This window comes from Sphingobacterium nematocida (assembly GCF_900168125.1).
Lineage (GTDB): Bacteria > Bacteroidota > Bacteroidia > Sphingobacteriales > Sphingobacteriaceae > Sphingobacterium > Sphingobacterium nematocida.
Genome location: NZ_FUZF01000015.1, coordinates 125013 through 147131, shown reverse-complemented (window position 1 = coordinate 147131; position 22119 = coordinate 125013). Strand labels below are relative to the sequence as shown.

Annotated in this window: 16 protein-coding genes and 1 rRNA gene; 13 read left to right on the top strand and 4 right to left on the bottom strand. The window is 38.7% G+C overall.

Annotated features, from left to right (window positions below; all coding sequences use genetic code 11):
* Window positions 1-148: 148 nt before the first annotated feature.
* The 3 genes from rrf (at window position 149) to B5X76_RS15750 (ending at window position 3282) form a co-directional block, all read left to right on the top strand.
* Window positions 149-260, top strand: a 5S ribosomal RNA gene (gene rrf, locus B5X76_RS15760).
* 148 nt (window positions 261-408) lie between these two features.
* Window positions 409-1356, top strand: coding sequence for a tRNA modification radical SAM protein MnmL/YtqA (locus B5X76_RS15755; protein ID WP_079644553.1), 948 nt, complete (start codon window positions 409-411; stop codon window positions 1354-1356).
* Window positions 1357-1725: 369 nt separating this feature from the next.
* Window positions 1726-3282, top strand: a complete 1557-nt coding sequence (locus B5X76_RS15750) for a T9SS type B sorting domain-containing protein (RefSeq protein ID WP_079644551.1) — start codon at window positions 1726-1728, stop codon at window positions 3280-3282.
* A 29-nt stretch (window positions 3283-3311) separates the two neighbouring features.
* Here B5X76_RS15750 and B5X76_RS15745 read toward each other — a convergent pair whose 3' ends face one another.
* On the bottom strand, window positions 3312-3779 hold the full coding sequence (locus tag B5X76_RS15745) for a pyrophosphohydrolase domain-containing protein (RefSeq protein WP_079644549.1): 468 nt from the start codon (window positions 3777-3779) through the stop codon (window positions 3312-3314).
* A 97-nt stretch (window positions 3780-3876) separates the two neighbouring features.
* The gene (locus tag B5X76_RS15740) at window positions 3877-5316 is read right to left on the bottom strand and encodes a pseudouridine synthase (protein ID WP_079644547.1); all 1440 of its coding nucleotides are present in this window, start codon (window positions 5314-5316) and stop codon (window positions 3877-3879) included.
* A 352-nt stretch (window positions 5317-5668) separates the two neighbouring features.
* Here B5X76_RS15740 and B5X76_RS15735 point away from each other — a divergent pair, with 352 nt between their 5' ends.
* The 7 genes from B5X76_RS15735 to B5X76_RS15705 all read left to right on the top strand — a co-directional run bounded on the left by B5X76_RS15735 (window position 5669) and on the right by B5X76_RS15705 (window position 12325).
* A complete protein-coding gene (locus B5X76_RS15735) occupies window positions 5669-6313 on the top strand; it encodes a lytic transglycosylase domain-containing protein (protein WP_245801069.1) in 645 nt (214 codons plus the stop codon).
* 175 nt (window positions 6314-6488) lie between these two features.
* The gene (gene ccoN, locus B5X76_RS15730; RefSeq protein WP_079644543.1) at window positions 6489-8630 is read left to right on the top strand and encodes a cytochrome-c oxidase, cbb3-type subunit I; all 2142 of its coding nucleotides are present in this window, start codon (window positions 6489-6491) and stop codon (window positions 8628-8630) included.
* Between the two features lie 32 nt (window positions 8631-8662).
* Window positions 8663-8863, top strand: a complete 201-nt coding sequence (locus B5X76_RS15725) for a hypothetical protein (RefSeq protein WP_079644542.1) — start codon at window positions 8663-8665, stop codon at window positions 8861-8863.
* Window positions 8860-9765, top strand: coding sequence for a cbb3-type cytochrome c oxidase N-terminal domain-containing protein (locus B5X76_RS15720; protein ID WP_079644540.1), 906 nt, complete (start codon window positions 8860-8862; stop codon window positions 9763-9765). The genes B5X76_RS15725 and B5X76_RS15720 overlap by 4 nt, the downstream gene beginning before the upstream one ends.
* Before the next feature lie 31 nt (window positions 9766-9796).
* The gene (gene ccoG / locus B5X76_RS15715; RefSeq protein WP_079644538.1) at window positions 9797-11188 is read left to right on the top strand and encodes a cytochrome c oxidase accessory protein CcoG; all 1392 of its coding nucleotides are present in this window, start codon (window positions 9797-9799) and stop codon (window positions 11186-11188) included.
* A gap of 12 nt (window positions 11189-11200) precedes the next feature.
* Window positions 11201-11626: a FixH family protein gene (locus tag B5X76_RS15710; RefSeq protein ID WP_079644536.1), complete on the top strand. Its 426-nt coding sequence runs from the start codon at window positions 11201-11203 to the stop codon at window positions 11624-11626.
* Window positions 11627-11632: 6 nt separating this feature from the next.
* On the top strand, window positions 11633-12325 hold the full coding sequence (locus B5X76_RS15705; RefSeq protein ID WP_079644534.1) for a sulfite exporter TauE/SafE family protein: 693 nt from the start codon (window positions 11633-11635) through the stop codon (window positions 12323-12325).
* A 12-nt stretch (window positions 12326-12337) separates the two neighbouring features.
* Here the strand turns inward: B5X76_RS15705 and B5X76_RS15700 are convergent, their stop codons facing one another.
* Window positions 12338-13699, bottom strand: a complete 1362-nt coding sequence (locus B5X76_RS15700) for an MATE family efflux transporter (RefSeq protein WP_079644532.1) — start codon at window positions 13697-13699, stop codon at window positions 12338-12340.
* A 136-nt stretch (window positions 13700-13835) separates the two neighbouring features.
* On the opposite strand from B5X76_RS15700, the gene B5X76_RS22395 reads away from it, so the two are divergent.
* Complete coding sequence (locus B5X76_RS22395; RefSeq protein WP_079644530.1) at window positions 13836-14357, top strand: Sec-independent protein translocase subunit TatA/TatB; 522 nt, start codon at window positions 13836-13838, stop codon at window positions 14355-14357.
* Between the two features lie 80 nt (window positions 14358-14437).
* Complete coding sequence (locus tag B5X76_RS15690; RefSeq protein ID WP_079644528.1) at window positions 14438-16660, top strand: Tex family protein; 2223 nt, start codon at window positions 14438-14440, stop codon at window positions 16658-16660.
* 27 nt (window positions 16661-16687) lie between these two features.
* On the opposite strand, the gene B5X76_RS15685 is transcribed toward B5X76_RS15690, so the two are convergent.
* Window positions 16688-21070, bottom strand: coding sequence for a translocation/assembly module TamB domain-containing protein (locus tag B5X76_RS15685; protein WP_449448517.1), 4383 nt, complete (start codon window positions 21068-21070; stop codon window positions 16688-16690).
* A 39-nt stretch (window positions 21071-21109) separates the two neighbouring features.
* Here B5X76_RS15685 and tsaD point away from each other — a divergent pair, with 39 nt between their 5' ends.
* Window positions 21110-22117: a tRNA (adenosine(37)-N6)-threonylcarbamoyltransferase complex transferase subunit TsaD gene (tsaD, locus tag B5X76_RS15680; RefSeq protein ID WP_079644524.1), complete on the top strand. Its 1008-nt coding sequence runs from the start codon at window positions 21110-21112 to the stop codon at window positions 22115-22117.
* Window positions 22118-22119: the final 2 nt, after the last annotated feature.

The following is a 22119-nucleotide window of genomic DNA, read 5'->3' as shown; positions in this document are numbered from 1 at the left end:
CCAAGCAGATAGACCTGTTGTCTTCTCTGACTGTTCTTTTTCTTTCAATAACATGTCAATATAATTGTTGATGTATAATTATCAATGGTTAATTAGGTTTTCCTTCATTAATCATTAACAATTGCTCATTAACCATTAAAAAGCTATTTCAGGTGCCTATATCGGCGGTGTCTACCTCTTCCCATTCCGAACAGAGAAGTCAAGCCCGCCAGAGCCGATGGTATTGCCGTAACAGGTGGGAGAGTAGGTCGGTGCCTTTTTTTATACAAAGCCCCTTCAGGTAACTGGAGGGGCTTTTTTGCTATATACCTATCCAGATGCTGTTTGCCGGATATTTACCAGCAAAACAACCAAATAGCTCATATTAACGGGAAAATGTGCTATCTAATCTCTATCTTTGTAGCCACAATGGGTACATTATTAGATAGCGGCGTAAAGCCATATAATCATTACGGAGCATACTTGAAGGAAAAGTATAGTGGACAACGGGTATTTAAGGTTATTGTTGATGGAAATTTTACTTGTCCAAATCGAGATGGTAGTAAGGGATATGGAGGCTGTACATACTGTAATGTGGATTCTTTTACCCCAGATACTGCTAGGAAAATTCCCAGTATTAGAGAACAGGTAGAGAATGGCATTGAGCGCGCTAGAAATAGCTATGGGGCGGAGAAGTTTATTATCTATTTTCAACCTAATACAAATACCTACGCCCCAACTCATCTTCTGAAGATGATGTATGATGAGGCGCTTAGTATTGATCCTGAGAATACCGTGGGTTTGTCGGTCGGTACTCGTCCTGATTGTTTGGATTTTGAGAAGATAGCTTTATTGGAATCTTATACAGACCGATTGGACGTTGACTTAGAAATGGGGATGGAATCAATCTATAATGAGACATTAGAGCTTATTAATAGAGGATGTTCGCACGAAGAGTTCTTGAGTACGATGAAGTCATTGGAAGGTACGAAGTTGGAGCTCTGTGTGCATACGATATTTGGTTTTCCTTGGGAAAGTGAAGAAATGATGTTACGATATGCAGATGAGATTAATAAGCAACCACATATTAAGTTTGTCAAATTACATCATTTGCACATTGTTGAAGGTTCGATTATGGGAGTTAAATACAAGAGAGAACCTTTCAAACTTTTTAGTATTGAAGAATATACTGATTTTTTAGCAAAATTTATCCCATTATTGAGGCCTGATATTATTATACAACGTATTTTCGGTATTGCAGATAAAGAGCTTTTAATTGCGCCTAATTGGAGTTTCCCCAAATCTAAGATTCAAACTTATATTGATAAAGGATTGGAAAGTCGAGGTGTAAAACAAGGCGAAAAGTATTTAAGTTGAGCTTAAGCGTTTTTTAATGTTTAGGTCAATATCTAAATCATAATAATAAGTTAGTGTGGCGTTACTATAAGCCTCACTTAATATTTTTTCCATTCTTTATAGTTTTCTGCATTTTATTTTCTTTCTTTGTGTATACTTATGAAAAACGAGAAGGTTTTCCCTCTTGGGATAAACATTCTTAATATCTGATTTTGTTCGTTCACGTATTAGTTTCTGGACTATCTACTGTTGTAATTCGAATGATATTATTTGTGCGCAAGGATTTTTGGTGCTTTTATTTTTAATGTGATAAACTGACATTTCAGGTGTTTAAACATTGGTATGTGATGATTAATAAATAATTGGTTCATCGGAAAAGCATATCGAATTATGAAGTGGTTATTTTTGGTTGTGCTGACGATAGGGGCGTCGCTCAATATTTATTCTCAAGCTCAGAACAGCAAGGCTGTGATCTTCGATGAGGTTCAGGAGATACGGAAAAATGAGTCTTTGGTTATCGCTGCGGATACACTAATATTTGGACCTAATGCGGATCTCTCCGTAGAAGGGGTCTTGGTAGTACAGTCTCCTTATATAATTCTTGATCCTAGAGCACATGTTAATGGATCTGGCACTATTCGGATTGTATCACCAACTTTAGTAAAGGACGGACGCTTTCAAGAGAATACACCTACAGTGATTGACGGGAATGGCAATTCGAATATTAAGGTTAATATTGAACTTAGTAATCAAGCAAACTTACTTCTTGCTAGACTGACACATTCTTTTATAAAGGGAGAACTATTGAAACCTGGCGTCTTTTGCGTCGATTCAAAATTTAGTCTGATGGAAGATGGTGTATGTGTTGAATTACGGGGTAATTGTTTTACACTAGGATTGGATGCTGTTCTCGAGAATGCTTCTCCAAAGAGAATGATAATCTCTAACGGTAATATTAATTCTTTGTTCTCCAAAAAAATGTATGCAAATTCTGTTTTTGAGTTCCCTATAGGACTGGTAGAAGGAGATTATAGTTCTGTTGTTCTCAAGCCGGAGAAAGAGGCCCAGCTTTTTGTCAGCTTAATCAAGCATTCATCAACGAATAGTGTTTTATCTTTCGCAAATAAAGCGGGAGGTATTGATCGTATTTGGGGCGTGCATGCCGACCATAAAGTACGTACAACCTATACTTTTGAACATAATGAAAAGGATGAATCGAACTTACTTAGAAGCTCCGACATGGAGATTTTTCAATATTCCGATGCTAATGAGTGGAAGTTGACGACCACCAATTACTTGGGTGGTAGAGAACATAGCACGAAAAATCTGGCCAGTATGTATACCAATGTATCTGTAAATTATTTTTCTAAATTCGGTATACTAAGGGCGATGCCTCAAACTAAAGATGATCATGTAACAATGAAGGAGGGGCAAAGCATTGTAATACCAATCTTGTCGAATGATAAAGCTGGCGATGGTAAATTGATTTTGGAGAATACGAAGATTGTCGAAGCACCTTTGAATGGTTTTGCGGAATTCTTACCTTCTGGCGAAGTTCGCTATAAACCTGTTAATAAATTTACCGGTTCGGACTCATTTATTTATGAAGTTATTGATGAGTTCGGTTTGGCCTCTCGAAGCGCGGTTTTTATTACGGTAGATGGAGAAAGCAATTTAGGGGAAGGTTTATTGGTCTTGAGTAATGTATTGACTCCTAACGGAGATGGTTATAATGATCAACTGGTATTCGTGAATAAAGAGAAACTGTTACAGTTAGAATTGACTATTGTTAATCGTTGGGGGGATCGTCTTTACGAAAGTAAAGCTTATCACAATACTTGGGATGGCTCAGGGCTTAGCGGTGGCACCTATTATTATATTATAAAATACCGAAAGCAAAATGGAGATCTTGTGCAGCAGAAAGGCTGGATATTGTTAAATAAATAAAATTAAAGCGATCAATGATCGCTTTAATTTTATTGTTCTATAATAGATTTTAGATCTGCTGGAGAGTAATTTACCGATTTAAGTGTTTTATGATCTCCGTCTCTGAACACTAGAAACTTACCATCAACTTCTTTATAATAAGAATCTACTCCTTTTGCTTTGTAGTGCGCCTGTGTCGCTAGGGCTTCTTCTTCATTTTTGCAAGCTTTACTCATATTGGAGCGTTGTACTTCTTCAAATAAGGCATTGAATTTGTCTTTTAGGCCAAATTCTAATATTGCGCCAGATAATACATATTGTATATCGCATAGTGCATCAGCTATCTCTACGATGTTGTTATCTTGTATTGCTTCCTCAAGTTCTTTTAATTCTTCTTCAATTAGAGAAACCCTTAATTTGCATCTGCTTTCTGAAGGAATCTGAGGTGTCTCAAGTATAGGATGCTGGAAGGTTTGATGAAATTCAGCAACGGAAGTGAGTGTTTTAGGGTCTGTCATAGTTCTTCTTTATTAATCTATAAAAATACAAATCTTTACCGGTATTCTAAGGGATCCAGAAAAAACTAAAGTCTCGAAATTATCGAGACTTTAGTTTTTATTTTATCAGATGTTTCAACTGAATAAGCTCTTTTTCTTCTAGATATCTCCAACGTCCTCTCGGTAAGTCCTTCTTGGTTAGACTAGCGTACACAACTCGATCGAGTTTGACAACTTCATACCCTAAGGATTCAAAAATGCGACGTACAATTCGGTTTTTTCCAGAATGGATTTGTATACCAACCTCACGCTTTGACGCACCTTGTACATAACTTAAGTCATCTGGTTTGATAAAGCCATCCTCAAGTTCCAGACCAAATTCTATTTTATTGAAGTCACCCTGAGTAAGACTTTTATTCAACTCTACCTGATAGATTTTGGTAATGTTGTTTTTGGGGTGAGATAGTTTGTCTGCAAGGTTACCATCATTAGTCATTAATAACAATCCTGTCGTATTTCTATCTAAACGACCTACTGGATATATCCTCTCTTTGGTAGCCTTTGCAACAAGCTCCATGACGGTACGGCGCTCTTGCGGATCATCGGTAGTAGTAATATAATCTTTTGGTTTATTTAATAAGACATAAACCATTTTTTCACGCTTCAATCGTTCGTTATTATAACGGATTTCGTCTTTAGCAGGATCCACCTTTGTTCCCAATTCAGTTACAGCTTCACCATTAACAGAAATTACTCCTGCACTAATCAATTCATCTGCTTTTCTTCTGGAACATATGCCAGAGTTGGAAATATATCGGTTAAGTCGGATTAACCCATCGTCTTCAACCTCGTGGTTAGCGGGTTTATGAGCTGGTCTGAATTTATGTTTATCCGAATATTTGAAGTCATTGTTTTCCTTTTGTTCTTTATATTCGTCGCTAAAGGTACGTTTTCTGCCAGTTTTGAAGTTTCTGTTTTCTCTTGTTTCGCCATCCTTAGATCGGTCAAAAGCAGAAGAACTTGATTTTGAAAATTTAGAAGGCTTGCCTGTAGATCTTTTATCTTCAAATCGGTCTTTAGAGAAAGATGATTTGTTTGAGGGTCTGTCGTTATCTGTGCCTCTTCTAGAGAAGGAACTTTTGTTAAAGGACTTTCCTTCTTCAGACCTGCCTTTTGCGAAAGAACCTTTGTTAAACGACCTTCCTTCTTCAGATCCACTTCTTGAGAAAGAGCTTTTATAAGAAGATCTTCCTTCTTCAGATCCACTTCTTGAGAAGGAGCTTTTATTAGAAGACTTTCCTTCTTCAGATCTGCCTTTCGCGAAAGAGCCTTTGTTAAAAGATCTTCCTTCTTCGGGTCTGCTTTTGCCAAAACTGGATTTTCCAAATGATGTTTTTTCTTCTCTGTTGTCTTTGGAAAAAGGTGATTTACCGAAGCTTTCGCCTCTAGGATTTGTACTTTTTCTTCCAGAACCACCTTTGGATTTGAAGTTTTCTGAGTTGCTTCTTTGTTTTCTGGAGTTGTCATCTCGACTGTTCCGTTGATTTTTGAATGGCATAATTTTTAAATAAAAATAGAGGACAAAGTTACTTAAAATAACGTAATTATGGAATTTTTTTTGCATTCAATTTTCTTTGCCTATACTGCTTTAAAGGACGATTTTTGGATATACGCTGTATGCATGGATTTATAAGTGTTTGTTTTTTAGTGTAATAGTTTATACCTTTGACCCTTCATAAATGGACCAAGCTATTTTTTGATCGACAGATGTCGTGGATAGGGTAGCATTAAGGGAGTGAATGATTAGAAAAAAAGTATTATGCATTAGTGCAATTTTTTCGATAATGGTTTTATCGAGATTGTATTCAAATCCGCAACCGGATTCTTTTGAAAATCCGTTCAAAAAATTGATGTTAGAGCACGCTGAAAAGTTGAAGGAAGAAAAAATAAGCTCGACGTCAAATTCAAATGAGGATTATTTTAATTCTCTTACTTTCGCAAACGAAAGTATTCCTACGGAACTCACAACCGTAAAGCAGAAACTCGGTAAATATCTTTCCAAGTTTTCTTTTAAAAGACAACAGTCTTATCAAATGCACAAAAAAGCTGATAAGTATCTTCCGCAAATAGCTGCAATCCTTAAATCTTATGGTATACCTGAGGATTTCAAGTACATTCCATTGGTGGAAAGTGGACTTGATCCGCGAGTAACTTCCCATAAAGGAGCCGGAGGTTACTGGCAGTTTATGCCAGCCACAGCGAGGTTGTATGGATTACGAGTCAATGGTAATGTAGATGATCGTGTTGATTTTCTAAAGTCTACACATGCAGCGGCTCGTTATCTTAAATCGCTTTATGAAGAATTTGGTGATTGGACTTTGGTTGCAGCAGCATATAATGTTGGTGGCGGAAGTTTGAAAGCTTCAATGCGTAGACAAAAGGAAGATAACTATTTTAAATTACGTCTGAACGCGGAGACTGGTTCTTACGTGTACAAGCTTGTTTCTGTGAAAGAAGTCATTGAAAATCCTGTAAAGCACGGGTATCGGATTTAGAAAATTCCTTTTAATAGGTTAAATATCAGGAGACATATATCGTATATGTCTCTTTTTTTTGCTTGATACGTAAAAAAAAAGAAAGTGACGAAAATCACTTTTATTATAGCTGTATATCATTGGAATGTCAAATTTTTGTATGTACTTTTATATTGATAATCAAATATGAAATGTAATGCAGCTAGAGCAATTTAATTACGACAACAGGATTGTACGCAACTTCGGGATTGCAACAATTATCTGGGGTATCGTCGGCATGTCTATTGGTTTACTGATAGCGATGCAGCTGATATGGCCAGAGATGAATTTTATGACGCAATACACCACCTTCGGTCGGGTGCGTCCAGTACACACAAATGCGGTCATTTTCGCCTTCGTGGGTAATGCCATTTTTATGGGAGTATATTACTCTTTACAAAGGGTGTTGAAAGCGAGGATGTTCAGTGATGTATTGAGTAAGATCCATTTTTGGGGGTGGCAATTTATTATTGTTGCATCGGCCATTACGCTACCTTTAGGTTTTACCACTTCGCATGAGTACGCGGAGATGGAGTGGCCTATCGATATAGGTATCACGTTGATTTGGGTCGTGTTCGGAATTAATATGTTCGGTACTATCATAAAACGAAGAGAGCGTCATATGTATGTTGCTGTGTGGTTTTATATAGCGACTTTTGTCACGGTAGCAGTTTTACATATTGTCAATTCGATCCAGTTGCCTGTAGGTTTTTGGAAAAGTTTTTATGTGTATGCTGGTGTGCAGGATGCGTTGGTGCAATGGTGGTATGGGCATAATGCAGTAGCGTTCTTTTTAACCACACCATTTTTGGGGATGATGTATTATTTCTTGCCTAAGATGGCTAATCGACCAGTCTATTCTTATAAACTTAGTATATTACACTTTTGGTCGTTGATTTTTATTTATATATGGGCTGGACCACACCATCTACTTTATACGTCTTTACCATCTTGGGTGCAGTCTCTTGGGGTTGTGTTTTCGATTATGTTGATAGCTCCATCTTGGGGAGGTATGATCAATGGCTTATTAACGCTTCGTGGTGCTTGGGATAAAGTAAGAGCGGAACCTATCTTGAAGTTTATGGTTGTTGCTTTGACTTGTTATGGAATGGCGACATTTGAGGGTCCTATGCTTTCGTTAAAACAAGTGAATGCTATCGCTCACTTTACAGATTGGATTGTAGCACACGTTCATATTGGAGCATTGGGCTGGAATGGTTTTATGACCTTCGCTATATTGTATTGGTTGTTGCCTCGCATATATAAAACTCAGCTTTATTCAAAAAAATTAGCCAATGTACATTTCTGGATTGGAACGTTAGGTATCCTATTTTATGCAGTACCTATGTATTGGGCAGCAGTTGTTCAGGGGTTAATGTGGAAAGAGTTTACTCCAGAAGGTGTACTTAAATATCCAAATTTCTTAACTACTACATTAGAAATTCTGCCGATGCATATGATGCGTGCATTAGGTGGAGCATTGTATTTAACAGGTGTTATTATTATGACATACAATCTGGTGAAGACAATGAAGTCAGGGAAACTTGTAGCAGATGAACCAGCGGAGGCCCCTGCGTTATTGCCAGTTACTGTTAGTGAAAGATCATCACATAGACGATTAGAACGGAAGCCGGTTTTATTTATGGTGTTAGCGTTAATTGCTATTTTGATCGGAGGGATTGTTGAGATGGTACCCACCTTTATGATTAAGGATAACATTCCTACGATTAAAAGCGTTCAACCTTATACCGCCTTAGAACTTCAGGGAAGGGATCTTTATATAAAAGAAGGGTGTGTCAACTGTCATACCCAGACTGTACGGCCATTCCGTTCTGAAACGGCACGTTATGGTGAGTACAGTAAAGCGGGGGAGTTTGTCTATGATCAGCCATTCTTATGGGGCTCAAAACGTACAGGACCAGATTTACATCGTGTAGGAGGAAAGTATCCCAACAAATGGCACTTTGACCATATGTTGGATCCTACGATCACTTCTCCAGGAAGTATTATGCCTTCTTACCCTTGGTTAATAGACCAACAGTTGGACAACAGTACATTGGTTGCTAAAATGAATGCTATGCGGATACTAGGTGTGCCATATTCTAATTCGGATGTGGACAATGCTGTCGCAAACGCAGAAAAGCAAGCACAAATGATTGCTAAGGATTTAGCGTCGAACCAAGTGAATGTAAAGGCTGATCGTGAGATTATAGCCCTTATCGCTTACTTGCAACGCTTAGGTACAGATATAAAGGCTGAAGTAAAGACTACTGATGAGGTTGTCTCTGCAGAGAATTAAGAACAGAATGTTATTCAATTAAGTTAAAAAATATGTTTAAGCAAATAACAAACTTAAATGGTGATGAGATGTATCTAATCACGTCACTATGGATATTCATCATTTTCTTTGCAATGGTCGGTATCATGTTGTTTTTTATGAAGAAGGACTATATCCAATATATGAAGGATATACCATTTGACGAGTCGGAGAAAGAAACCAAGTGTTCATCTGAAGATAATTTGAAATTATGAGTTTATTTTTAATGGCTGCTGAACCTGTTGAAGGTGTTACCCAATGGAAATTTGGAGCAGTCGATTTATACAGCGATATCCTAATTGTGGCATTGATTGTCGTGATGATCACCTTGTTGTTTTCTGCCTTGGTGGTCAATAAAGCAATGAAATCTATTCTTCGGGTCACGATGCCTGAGCTCGTCAAAGAAGAAGAGGAGAAAAAGCGATTAGCCAAGGCTCAGGAAAAAGGGAAGTGGGGTAGGATCTGGAATAGTCTATTGGAGCTTCGCCCTATCGAAGAAGAGAAAGATATGGTTATCGATCATGAATATGACGGTATTCAGGAATTGAACAACCCTATTCCAACTTGGTTTAATGCTTTGTTTTATTCAACCGTACTTTTCGGTTTTGTATATCTTTTGGTTTACCACGTTTTTGGATGGGGTATGAATCAAGATCAGGAGTATGTGCAAGAGTTGGCTATAGCTGAAAAAGCTAAGCAGGAATATCTTGCTCAGGCGGCAAACTTAATAGACGAGAGTTCTGTTTTGTTTGATGCTGCGATGGCTCCGGCTGGTAAAGCAATATTTGCAGCTAACTGCGTTGCCTGTCATGGCGCTAATGGTGAGGGAGGGATCGGGCCTAATTTAACCGATAGATTTTGGATACATGGAGGCGAAATTAAAGATGTGTTTAAGACGGTTAAGTACGGAGTGCCAGAAAAGGGTATGGTTCCATGGGAACAAACTTTGACACCTGGACAGATTGCTGAGGTGAGTAGTTATATTTTAACACTGAGAGACACAAAGCCTGCAAATGCTAAAGCTTCGGAAGGAGTTGAGATTAAGGCTTATGAGTCTGAGGGTGCTTCTAGCGATGACGTCAATGAAGCAGCAACTGATTCAACAGTGAATAAATAGAAATTTTAATAGTGTTTAATTATTAGGAGCAATGGAAGCAGTAGTAAATGACAAAGGACCCGTATTACCTTCGGAAGGGAAGAAGAGAACTTGGATATACGCTAAGAAGCCATCAGGTACATTTTACAATGCCCGGCAGTATGTGGGCTACAGTTTGCTACTGTTTCTATTTGCAGCTCCTTTTATAAAGATTAATGGCAACCCCTTTGTGATGTTCAATATCGTAGAACGTAAGTTCTCGATATTTGGTAATATGTTCTTTCCTCAGGACCTTCATATTTTTGTGTTTGGGACGTTAATTGTTCTTGTGGGGATCGTATTGTTTACTGCTATTTTTGGCCGAGTATGGTGTGGGTGGACTTGTCCTCAGACCATTTTTATGGAGTTGGTCTTTAGACGTATAGAATATTGGGTAGAGGGTGATTGGACGCAACAGAAAAAATTGAATAATGGGCCGAATACGGATGCACGGGCATGGAAAAAGTTATTGAAACATACTATCTTTTTGGCTATATCGTTTCTAATATCCAACATTTTTCTTTCCTATATTATCGGTGTGGAGGCTTTGGTAAAGATAATCACTGACCCTATTGATAGTCATATTGGAGGATTGATTGCTATTGCAATTTTTACTTTGTTATTCTACGCGGTGTTTGCATTTGTCCGAGAGATCGTGTGTACCACGATATGTCCATATGGGCGATTTCAAGGAGTGCTGCTCGACGATCAGAGTCTTACTGTAGCGTATAATGAAAAGAGAGGAGAACCTCGAGGTAAGCAACGTAAAGGTGAAAATGATGAACATAAGGGGGATTGTATTGACTGTAACCTATGCGTAAACGTATGTCCTACAGGAATAGATATCAGAAATGGTATACAGCTCGAATGCGTTAATTGTACGGCGTGTATTGATGCCTGTGATGCCGTTATGGAGAAAATCAATAAACCTAAACGCTTGATTGGTTTTTATTCTTTAGGTGAAATCGAGGGAAAGAAAGACTTTAAAAAAAGCCGTGTTCGTCATATTATTTACGCAATCATATTGTGTTTCTTGATTGGTGGTTTTGGCTTTATGATCTTCAATCGCTCATTAATAGGGGGGTCCTTGCTGCGTGCTACAGGAAGTACTTATCAAATTCGTACGGATGGAACTATCAGTAATTTGTATACGTTAGAATTGATTAATAAGAGTGGAAAGGAAATCAGTTTTGAACTGGTTCCCCAAGATTCTAAATTAACGATTCAGTTGGTTAATAATGTTGGGAAACTTTCAAAAGATGGATCAGCAAAACTGAGCTTCTTTTTGATAGGGGAAAAGGGTATTTTTGAGAAATACAAAACAGATATACGTGTAAATGTCGTTTCAGAGGGAGAAATAGTCGAAACTTTAAAGACTACATTTATTTCACCTTCGGGATCTTAAAATAAAGTAGATATGAATTGGGGAATGAAAATAGTTGTAGGCTTAGGCAGTTTCATGCTACTTATTGCCAGTGCAGGTATTTATATGGTTTCGAAAGATACTGATACACTTGTTGACGAAGATTACTACGAAAAGGGCTTGGTGTACGATGATGTCTATAAGCGTAAACAAAATACCATGGATGATGGGGCTAAGCCTCGCCTACAATTAGAAGGAGATACACTGTCCATCTTTTTTATTGGAGATGTCAATAAGGGAGAACTTAGCTTCAAAAGACCATCAGATGGTAAATTGGATTTGAAAATTCCTTTTTATACTGCATCCAATGTATTTAGGTTGCCACTTTCTACCTTTTTAAAGGGAAACTGGACATTAGAGTTGGCTTGGGAGAGTAAGGAACGGAGCTATATGGATAGCCAATCTTTATTTCTACAATAAGGAGGTATGACATATTACTATTTGGCATTTTTTATGGGGCTTTTTGGAAGCATTCATTGTGCAGTGATGTGTGGGCCACTTCTGATAGCTATCCAAGGAAATCAAAAAATATCTTGGCAACAGACTTTCAATAAGTTACTTTATCAGTTTGGACGTATACTGACTTATGGCGCTTTGGGCTTGTTATTGGCGCTAATAGGAAGTATTGCTTCTGTGCAGGGTTGGCAACAGGTTTTCTCTTTGTTGACAGGTGTTATCCTTGTAATAATAGGTTTATCTCAGCTTTTTGCAAAAAATTCTAAGGCATTGGCCCAGTTTCAAACGCGGGCGATTCAACCGTTTGCCAAACTCATGGGGCGCTGGCTATACAGACCTGGGGGTGCATTCATTGCAGGGGTATTGAATGGACTGTTGCCTTGTGGTATGGTATATATGGCACTAGCATCCGCTATGAATGCCGATGGCACAGCAGCGGGTTTTCAGTTCATGGTCTTATTTGGGTTAGGGACACTTCCACTCATGTTACTATTCGCTCTGACTTCTTTATGGACAAAAAAAATGTTTAAGATAAAATTTTCGACAATAATTCCAGTTTTTTATCTGTTAATGGGAATCTGGTTTATCTTACGTGGCTCAAATTTGGACATACCTTATTTAAGCCCCCTGTTGTATATTGAGGGAGCTATTAATTGTGCTTAATGAAATCTATGGTTATCCGGTAATTACAAGCTTACTTTTTGTAATATAACGGTATCGTATATTTAGTAAGATGGACGAGGTTAGTAGTCCGAGTGTCAGACCATACCAAACACCCTGAATCCCCCACTGAAAGTTGATTCCCATTACATATCCTGCTGGTATACCTATAATCCAATAAGCGATGAATGTAATTACCGTTGGGATATTGACATCCCCCATGCCTCTTAAAATACCTAAACCGACAACCTGAGTGCCATCAAATAATTGGAATAGACCGGCTATAAGCAGCAGTTGTGCGGCCAAATGTATTACAGCACTGTCTTTACTGATGAGGTAGGGCAATTGATGATTGAATATAGCAAACAAGGCTGCAGTGCATATCATGAATATCAGTACAAGATGATAGGATACTTTTGCAAATTTCTGCAGTCTGCTATATTTTCTATTACCAAAGCTATTGCCAACTTTAATTGTAGCAGCGGCTGCAATACCACTCGCCATCATATACGTCATAGATGCCAATGTGATGGCTACTTGGTGTGACGCCTGTTCTAAGGCTCCAATTTTACCCGCTATGAGTGATGCGCCCGCAAAAGCTCCGATTTCAAAAACATACTGTAATGCAACTGGAGTCCCGATTTTGAGAATGGATACAATTCTCGTTTTCTGAATAGAGAAAAACTTGAAATGAGCTGTATAGCTTTTAAAATGTTTGGACCGTAATACATAGATCATCATGACCAACATCATCAGTACCCGATCAATCAAGGTTGCGATCCCTACGCCCCGTATTCCCATAGGAGCGATGCCAAACATTCCCTTTACGAGTATAATCGCTAGGACTACATTCAGTATATTTCCCCATATAGTTACTTGCATCGCTTGCTTGGTAAATCCCAGTCCTTCTGCAAATTGTTTGAATGTATTGAAGGTCATCAGAGGCAATATGGATAGACTGAGCAACAGTAAATAGGGTTTAGCTTCCTTTACGACTGCAGGATCTTGGTCCGCATGTTGCATGGCAAACATGGAACCAAAATATACAACACAAAAAAGCAGTATCCCTGATATGATATTGATCCAAAAACTATTTGATAGCAGTTTTGCACATTCTTCTTTATTTGACTTTCCGTTTTCTTGGGCAATTAGCGGAGTGAGACCGTAGGCGATTCCTAAGCCTATTACTAAGACTACCATAAATACGGAATGGGTTAAAGAAACTGCCGCAAGCGAAATTGTACCAGCAAAGTGCCCTACAATCATGGTGTCGGCTGTTTGCACAAATGTGTGGCCCAATTGAGAAATGACAACAGGGCCCGCTAGCGCCATCGTACTCAGGTAATAAGATTTATTGAGTTTTATATTCCCGAACATATTTTTTCGACTAGTTTGCAAAGGTACGAAAGTTTGAATTGAAAAATTAGGTTATAAATGTGTTCAAATAATTACAAGAAACTATTGATGTAAAAAGATAATAGACTTACCTTAGCCTTTCTAAAGTTTTATAGTTATGACATTAGCATTTTTGAATATTGGTACGCAGGAGATGATTTTAATAGTAATTGTGATACTATTATTATTCGGAGGAAAGAAGTTGCCGGAATTGGCTAGGGGGCTAGGTCGTGGTATTCGGGAGTTTAAAGACGCTTCTGAAGGAATAAAAAGAGAAATTTCAGATCAAATTAACAATTTTGAAAAAGATCTTGACGTTACCGTAGAAGACAAGCCAAAAACTGACGTGTCAGAGAACAAAGTAGCAACCACTGAACAACATGAAGTTTCTTCAGATACGGATGTCGTTGCTGACAGCTCTGCTGAGAAAAAGTTTCCACAGTTTTCGGCACCTGAGAATACGTACCAACATAATCCGGGAGGACATCCTGTTGATGATACCGAGTATTATAAATATGGTTATAATGACCACTTTGCGTCAGAAGAATCTACCACCGAATCTGTAGACGGTAAAGAGATATTAGCGAGTAAATCAGATGAAGAATCTTCTGATACGAATGCGCCAACAAAACAAGCTTAAAAATTATATTTTAAATTTATGGAAAGCTGTTGAAATAAATCTTCAACAGCTTTCTCTTTCTTATTTGATTATCCCAATTTATGTTACACGAAATTATTATTTCGAATGAGTTGTCTCTTACAGATCGACAGGTCCGTACAACTATTGAACTCTTGGACGAGGGTGCCACTGTTCCATTTATTTCTCGTTACCGAAAGGAATTGACAGGTAGTTTGGATGAGGTGCAGATTACGGCTATTCGTGACCGAATTCAGCAATTGCGTGATCTGGACAAACGTAGAGAGACGGTCTTAAAATCAATTCAAGACCAAGGCAAGCTAACAGCAGAGCTTGAAACGCAAATTAAGTCTGCCGAAAACATGGCAGCGCTCGAGGATATTTACTTGCCGTATAAACCGAAGCGTAAGACAAGAGCCTCTGTCGCACGCGAGAAAGGATTGCAACCGCTAGCCGAATTGCTATTGAACCAAAATGCGGGCGAAATAGATACACACGCTGAACACTACATAAATACAGAACTCGGTGTCAACAACATTGAAGAGGCATTGGCAGGTGCTAGAGATATTATTTCAGAGACTATCGCTGAGGATGCCGAAGTGCGTGCCACTGTACGTAAGTTATTTCTAGAGAAAGGTCTATTTGTGTCACGAGTAGTGCCAGGTAAAGAAGAACAAGCTTTAAAGTATAAAGATTATTTTGAATGGAATGAGTCTCTAAACTCTGCCCCATCGCACCGTGTTCTTGCTATGCGTCGCGGGGAGAAAGAGGAGTTATTGTATTTAGATATCGAAGTGGAGGAAGAGGAAGTTCTACCTCGTATTGAAAAACTGTATATCAAAGGTAATAATGAATCTTCTAAACAGGTTGAGTTGGCTTTAATTGACGGCTATAAACGATTATTAAAGCCATCAATGGAAACTGAAGTACGTGTGTTGACTAGACAGCGTGCTGATGAGGAAGCCATCAAGGTGTTTGCGGATAATGTAAGACAACTTTTACTGGCAGCCCCGTTGGGTCAGAAGCGACTTTTAGCTATAGATCCTGGCTTCCGTACAGGATGTAAGACTGTTGTGTTGGATGCTCAGGGTAATTTATTGGAGAATACAGCAATATTTCCTCATACAGGAGCAGGCGGTGTTATTGAAGCAGAAAAAACGGTAAAGCACCTTGTTGCAAAATATGACGTAGAGGCTATTGCAATCGGAAATGGGACCGCAGGCCGTGAAACTGAAGATTTTGTTCGTAAATTAAGTTTGGATGGAGTCACACTCGTTATGGTCAATGAAAGCGGAGCTTCTATCTATTCGGCTTCTGAAACAGCGCGTGAAGAGTTTCCTGATTATGACATTACTGTACGTGGTGCCGTTTCCATTGGACGAAGATTAATGGATCCGTTGGCGGAACTGGTTAAGATAGATCCGAAATCGATAGGTGTGGGTCAGTATCAACATGATGTGGATCAAAATAAATTACAGACTGCGTTGGATGATGCGGTAGTATCTTGTGTAAATGCTGTTGGAGTAGAACTTAACACCGCATCTAAGCAAATTTTAGCATATATCTCAGGGCTCGGTCCATCATTGGCTCAGCAGATTGTAAACTATAGAAAAGAAAATGGGCCATTTGGTTCTAGACGTGAGCTTAAAAAAGTACCTCGGTTGGGCGACAAGGCATTCGAGCAAGCGGCCGGATTCTTACGTATACGTAATGGTGAGCATGCGCTTGATGCATCCGCTGTGCATCCTGAGAGATACCGTTTGGTAGAACAGATGGCCAAAGATCTAGGCGTTGAAGTGGGCGAATTGATGAAAGATGGACAACTACGCCAGCGCATCGATTTGAAAAAATATATCAGTGACGAAGTCGGGTTGCCTACACTGAATGATATTATCACCGAATTGGCTAAACCGGGATTGGATCCGCGTGAGCAGTTTGAGACGTTCTCATTTACCGATGGTGTAAATGCTATTGGTGACCTTAAGACGGGAATGAAATTGCCGGGTATAGTTACAAATATTACGAATTTTGGAGCATTTGTGGATATCGGGGTACACCAAGATGGATTAGTACACTTAAGTCAATTGTCCAATCATTTTGTCTCCGACCCTCATGAAGTAGTGAAGGTGCAGCAAAAGGTGATGGTAACTGTAACTGAAGTGGACGAAAAACGTAATCGTATAGGGTTGTCTATGAAGACTGAAGATAAAGCTCCTCGTAAGCGTTCTGAAAAAAGAGAAACACATCAGGTGCCAGAAACAGACATGGCGTCTAAGCTAGCTGCGCTAGCAAGCAAGTTTAAATAATTTAAAAGCTCTCCTAACGGAGAGCTTTTATTTTTTTGAAACGTCTTTTGGTTTTTGCTCCTTTCGATACCCCCAATTCCACATTTTTCTCCAAAATTCACTAAAGGAATCGAATTCCTGCCGATATACAACACCAAATGCACTGATGTACTCTCCGTCATTCATACGTATAAGGAAATTTCGGGTGTAAGGTCTATTGTATGCTCTTAGAATAAGATTTCCATCCTTCCGTAGTCGGTAGGTCAATTCAGCGTCGGTGGTAATTCCCTCCCTAAAAAAAGTAAGATCATTTGCTTGATAATTAGTGCGGTCTGTGATACCTCCAGTCAATATGAGGCGGTCATTCAGCAGTCTGACAGATGCGGAAGCGTCGTTGAACGAACGTATGTTGAGATCAAAAAAATTGACATTGAGTGACTGAGAAATGATATTGTTTAGCTGGTTAAAAGCAATTTCCGTCCCTGCAGATAGAAGCGTACTATTAACTTCTCTTCCGATCTCACTTGTTGAATTTGGTGTGAAGCTTCGTCGCACGATTAGACTTAATGCTTGTTGGTTGACATTGTTGATATCGCTTAAGTAACTTTGAAGTTGATCCTTGATATACGGATTTTGTGGAAAGTTAAGATCAAACGTGATATCGGGCTGTTCTAAGGTTCCCTTTATCAGCATATCGGCTTGCGCCAATACGCGCTCGTCGTCTCCAGTTCGTCCTGCAGCATTGTAAAGGGGACCTACAGCGGTTCTTTGTTGATATATAGCTGTAAGGTTTATATTTGCTTCGCTAGGCTTTCCTGTCCATCGAATAGTTCCACCCTCGCGGATATCAAAGTACTTGTTGATAAAATCCTGTGCTGTAAAATGAAACTTTCCTGTATTTACCGTATAATCACCAAACATCTCGAAATCGCCAAGAGAGGTTATCTTCATACCTATCTCTCCCAGTCCGTTTCCTTTCAAGGAGCCTAGATTTGTTTGTAGATTGATTTCCGCATCGGCTGTTAAGCTCAAGTCCATATTCATTGTAATTCCTTTGAATAGGGATTTTTTACGTTGCTTTTCGTTTTCTGTAGAGTCTTTACTGATGAAATAGATAAAGTCACTTTCTTCCGAGACGGTCATTGCACTGTTGAATGGAATAGTTAGCGTAGTTCCTTTCTCAGATTTGGCTTTGATATCAATATCAATCGCGGAGGTATAACCTTTGAAGCGGAACATGCCTGTAGCGTGTGCTGTACCATAGTATAGATTATTGTCCTTGTAATTGGTGTTTAATACCATAAAATTGTTTCCATTTACATCAACGTCGATGTAGGGGGTCGCTAGTTTGGAAAGATTGACAATGCCATTTGCTGTTGCAGTTTGATTCTTGCTATCTCGAATTTGAAGGTTTTGGAGCATTATAGCATTGTTTTCAACCATCGCGATTTGATTGTCCACATAATAATCCGTTTTCAGGTAGTTGACTGTAAACGATGTATTTGTAAATCGTCCCAATCCCGTGATTTTAGGATTTTTGAAAGTCCCCTTTATGTTGATGTCTGCATTACCTTTTCCTTGTAAATTGGAAACTAGATTTTTTAAGAAAGGCTGAAATAACATCAAATCCGTTTCTTTGAGCTTTCCCGATAAATTTAAGGGCTCATTTTCATCGTAAAAATTGTAATTACCACTGAGATTGATACCTCTCTCTTGTTCATCAAGAAGAGCGAGATCTATATTTGCTGTACCTATGTCAGGATCAAAATCACCTTTTAGTTTTAGTTGTCCGATGGGAAAACCATTATAAATAATTGGGGTAGTCTGAATCCTGCCGGAAGCAAAGGGTTTTTTAAAAAGGGAAGTCAATTCGATATTACCACTCAGGAATCCCTTTAATTCAATGCCTAATGGATTGGTTATTCCATTGAGTGATGTTAGACTGAAACGGTCAAATAGAATGTTGATTTTATCATTTTCATTGGAAACTACCCCGTCGAGTTTTACACGTTGTTCAGCCTGACTTAAAATCAAATTTGAAATGAAAAATTTTCCTTTTGAGACGCGCATTGCTGCATCATTATTGAGTTGCCAAGCTTCTTTGTTAATCGTAATCGAAGAAGGTTTAAATTTTATATATGCAGGTGCATTGTGTGCAAAGTGTATGTTGCCATGAAGGTCTAGGTGATTGATAGCACTCTTTTCAGACATGCGTACATTGAATAATAGGCTATCATTTGCCAGCACATTGCGGATAGCAATGCTATTAATATAGGTGCTATCTCCAACGCTCATCCGATCCGCTAACACATCGAGAGAGAATGCACGGTCGTCTGCTTTTTCTTGGATAGATAGATTGGTTAATTTGACGCCCTTATAAACCACTGTCGGACTGTATGCAACAAAGCTAGCTGTATAATTCTCGGACGAAAATATAGCACTTAAGTGCGCTCCGTCATCAAGGTTCAAAGATGGATCCAATAGCGGAGCTATAGGCTTAAATGATTTGACATTTACTTCTAAATTGAAATCCTGAACATTGTAAGGTTGTGTTTCAATTCCTATGGCTGGTGCATAACGCATTGCCAATGATTTAAAATAGGGAATGATTGTATTAAGGTCAATAATACCTGCCATTTTAGCGTCCAAAACGTCCGACTCTAGCGTCAGAGTCCTATTGGTTTCATTGCCTTCGGCGGTAAAAGCTAAAGATTTGATCCTGAAATCTCCTTTTGTCGTAGAGAGCTCAATAGAATCTGCGTTGAAATGCCCCGCTATGGTGTTTAAAGAATTACCGATTAGATTTGTGTTAATGTTTGCTTCGTGGATGGTGACGCTGTCCTTGTGGAGTAATTTCAGTTTATTCAAGGCAGCATGACGTACTTTGGCATCTAATAGGTAACTAGGTGAACTTTGTCCCCAATCCAGTGTTGATCTATAGTCTACTTTAAGGTTTTCATCGTCAATATCGCCTTGTATCTCTAGTTTCTTATTCGTTAGATTACCATTGATTAAGGCCTGTTGATAGGTGTAGTTCAACAACTCGCTATTGTTCATCTTTCCTGAAAACTGAAGCGCCAATTCATCCAATGTCAGTCCCTGTCCTTCGAAATTTATTTCCACAGAAGAATTGCCAACAGTGGACGAAGCAAGAAAGGTACCGATGTCTAAACGGGCTGACGATAGCTCTCCTTTGTACTTCAAATTCTTCTTTATATCGATGTAACTTTTTGTTTTTAGGTTGCCTATTGCTGTATTAAATATTCCGTCTACTAGAAAATCATTGTAGAAACCATTGAAAGTACCTTCAAAAGTAACTTCCTTAAGACGGTGAAGTTGATCCGGAAGACTAAAGTTCTTTTTGTTTGCTAGTTGTGGTACAATTTTTTCCACATCCTGAGGCGAGGTATGAAGCTTTTTTAGGTCGGCAATGAATACTGTCTTATCTATATAGGGGAGACCTTTTATGGATAAGTCTCCTATTAACTCTGTATTTTGTCCTGTCGATAAATGGATATTTCGTGCCCTGATGTTTGCGACAGTCCCTTTAAGTGTTGCACGATGTACATCTGCTTTGAAGACGACATGACGCATAGTAGGCGCAAAGAACTCAATGTCACGGGAGTCTACGGATGAATTCTTGAGATTACCCGTGATATTTACTTTGGTGAGAAACTCGGAGAAATCATTTATCTTATCGTACTCGAAGCATACATAATCTTGTAATAGCGATCGGTTTGTTTTTAGGTATAGCTTCTTAAACTCCATTAGTTTGTTGCTATAAGAAGCAGAGGTGTTAAGTTTTTGAATCGATAGTCCTGATTTTTCAAGTAACGTAAAGTCGGTTATCTCTGCTGAAATGATAGAGTCTAATCTGATTTTATCGAAAATAGCAGAGAAGTTCTTGACGTCTAAATCAGCGAAATTGATACCCTGATTACGTTTTTTGAAATTGTGGTTACGCAGTTTAAAGCGATTATTTACTAACTCAACCTTGTCTAATCTAAAGCCAAATTGTTGTTTCTTTTTTTTCTTGTTGTCTTTTTTTGGAGCGAAGTATTTTGCTAGACTAGAAAAATTTGAACTGTCTTTGTAGAGTTCAATATTAATATATCCCTCGTCGAGATAGAGCTCTTCAACAATTATTTTATTATTTAATAGTTGAGATAATACCAAATCCGCTGAAAGTTCTTTGATGCTCATTAATGGAATTCCTTTCCGGTCCTTGATGGCGAATCCTTGGAGGGTGACGGCGGAAAAAGGTTTGAAGTATACGTAGTCGATTTGAATGTCGCTATCGAGTTCCTTGGATAGATAACGTGCTACCTTTTGAGAGAGATAAGTCTGGACGCTCTGAAATTGTAGGACAAAAATAGCCGCAACAATAAGCAGCAGGATACTGACAGTAGTAATTAGCGTTATTTTTAGTATTTTTTTGATACTTTTGTGTTTTAAAATTACTTCCTCAAAATGGCTATTATCCTCGGAATAGAATCCTCTTGTGACGAAACTTCAGCATCCATCTGTATAGACGGTGAAATTAAGTCAAATATTATTGCGAGTCAAGCAATTCACGCGAAATATGGTGGTGTCGTCCCAGAATTAGCATCGAGGGCACATCAGCAAAATATTATCCCGACTGTTGACCAAGCGATAATACAGGCCGAAATTACAAAAAATGATGTAGATGCGGTAGCTTTTACGCGCGGACCTGGTTTATTGGGCTCTCTTTTGGTTGGAACTTCCTTTGCGAAATCTTTTGCACTAGCGCGTCAGATTCCGTTGATTGAGATTAATCATATGCAAGCTCATATTCTAGCGCATTTTATTGACAATCCCCAGCCATCTTTTCCCTTTTTATGTCTTACCGTGTCTGGAGGGCATACGCAAATCGTGTTAGTGAAGGATTACTTTGACATGGAGTTGATTGGACAGACATTAGATGACGCAGCGGGGGAGGCATTTGATAAAACTGCAAAAATTTTGAATCTTCCATATCCGGGAGGTCCCTTGATTGATAAGTATGCACAATTGGGCGACCCCAAGGCTTTTGCCCTTCCTGAGCCACAGATACCCGGTTTGGATTTTAGTTTTTCTGGTCTCAAGACAGCCATTTTATATCTGGTACAACGCAAAGTGAGTGAAAATCCATCTTTCTTAGAAGACTATAGGGATGATGTGTGTGCTTCCGTACAACAACGGATAGTGTCTATTCTATTGAACAAAGTAAAAAAGGCTGCTAAACAAACGGGCGTAAAAGATATTGCTATTGCAGGTGGAGTATCTGCTAATTCCGGTCTACGGAAAGATTTATTGGCCATGGGCGAAAGGTATAAGTGGAATGTGTTTATTCCCAAATTTGAATACTGCACAGACAACGCGGCGATGATTGCCATCGCCGGTTATCATAAATATCTGAAGAAAGACTTCGTCGGGCAGGATATCGCTCCTTTAGCACGTATGTCTGTCGGGTATTAAAC

Bases quoted from the DNA above. Each gene is read 5' to 3' on its own strand.
- B5X76_RS22395 (WP_079644530.1), top strand. From the start codon at position 13,836: ATGACATTAGCATTTTTGAATATTGGTACGCAGGAGATGATTTTAATA.
- B5X76_RS15740 (WP_079644547.1), bottom strand. From the start codon at position 5,316: ATGCCATTCAAAAATCAACGGAACAGTCGAGATGACAACTCCAGAAAA.
- tsaD (WP_079644524.1), top strand. From the start codon at position 21,110: ATGGCTATTATCCTCGGAATAGAATCCTCTTGTGACGAAACTTCAGCA.
- B5X76_RS15705 (WP_079644534.1), top strand. From the start codon at position 11,633: ATGACATATTACTATTTGGCATTTTTTATGGGGCTTTTTGGAAGCATT.
- B5X76_RS15710 (WP_079644536.1), top strand. From the start codon at position 11,201: ATGAATTGGGGAATGAAAATAGTTGTAGGCTTAGGCAGTTTCATGCTA.
- B5X76_RS15720 (WP_079644540.1), top strand. From the start codon at position 8,860: ATGAGTTTATTTTTAATGGCTGCTGAACCTGTTGAAGGTGTTACCCAA.
- B5X76_RS15750 (WP_079644551.1), top strand. From the start codon at position 1,726: ATGAAGTGGTTATTTTTGGTTGTGCTGACGATAGGGGCGTCGCTCAAT.
- B5X76_RS15725 (WP_079644542.1), top strand. From the start codon at position 8,663: ATGTTTAAGCAAATAACAAACTTAAATGGTGATGAGATGTATCTAATC.
- ccoG (WP_079644538.1), top strand. From the start codon at position 9,797: ATGGAAGCAGTAGTAAATGACAAAGGACCCGTATTACCTTCGGAAGGG.
- B5X76_RS15755 (WP_079644553.1), top strand. From the start codon at position 409: ATGGGTACATTATTAGATAGCGGCGTAAAGCCATATAATCATTACGGA.
- ccoN (WP_079644543.1), top strand. From the start codon at position 6,489: ATGCAGCTAGAGCAATTTAATTACGACAACAGGATTGTACGCAACTTC.
- B5X76_RS15745 (WP_079644549.1), bottom strand. From the start codon at position 3,779: ATGACAGACCCTAAAACACTCACTTCCGTTGCTGAATTTCATCAAACC.
- B5X76_RS15735 (WP_245801069.1), top strand. From the start codon at position 5,669: ATGTTAGAGCACGCTGAAAAGTTGAAGGAAGAAAAAATAAGCTCGACG.
- B5X76_RS15690 (WP_079644528.1), top strand. From the start codon at position 14,438: ATGTTACACGAAATTATTATTTCGAATGAGTTGTCTCTTACAGATCGA.
- B5X76_RS15700 (WP_079644532.1), bottom strand. From the start codon at position 13,699: ATGTTCGGGAATATAAAACTCAATAAATCTTATTACCTGAGTACGATG.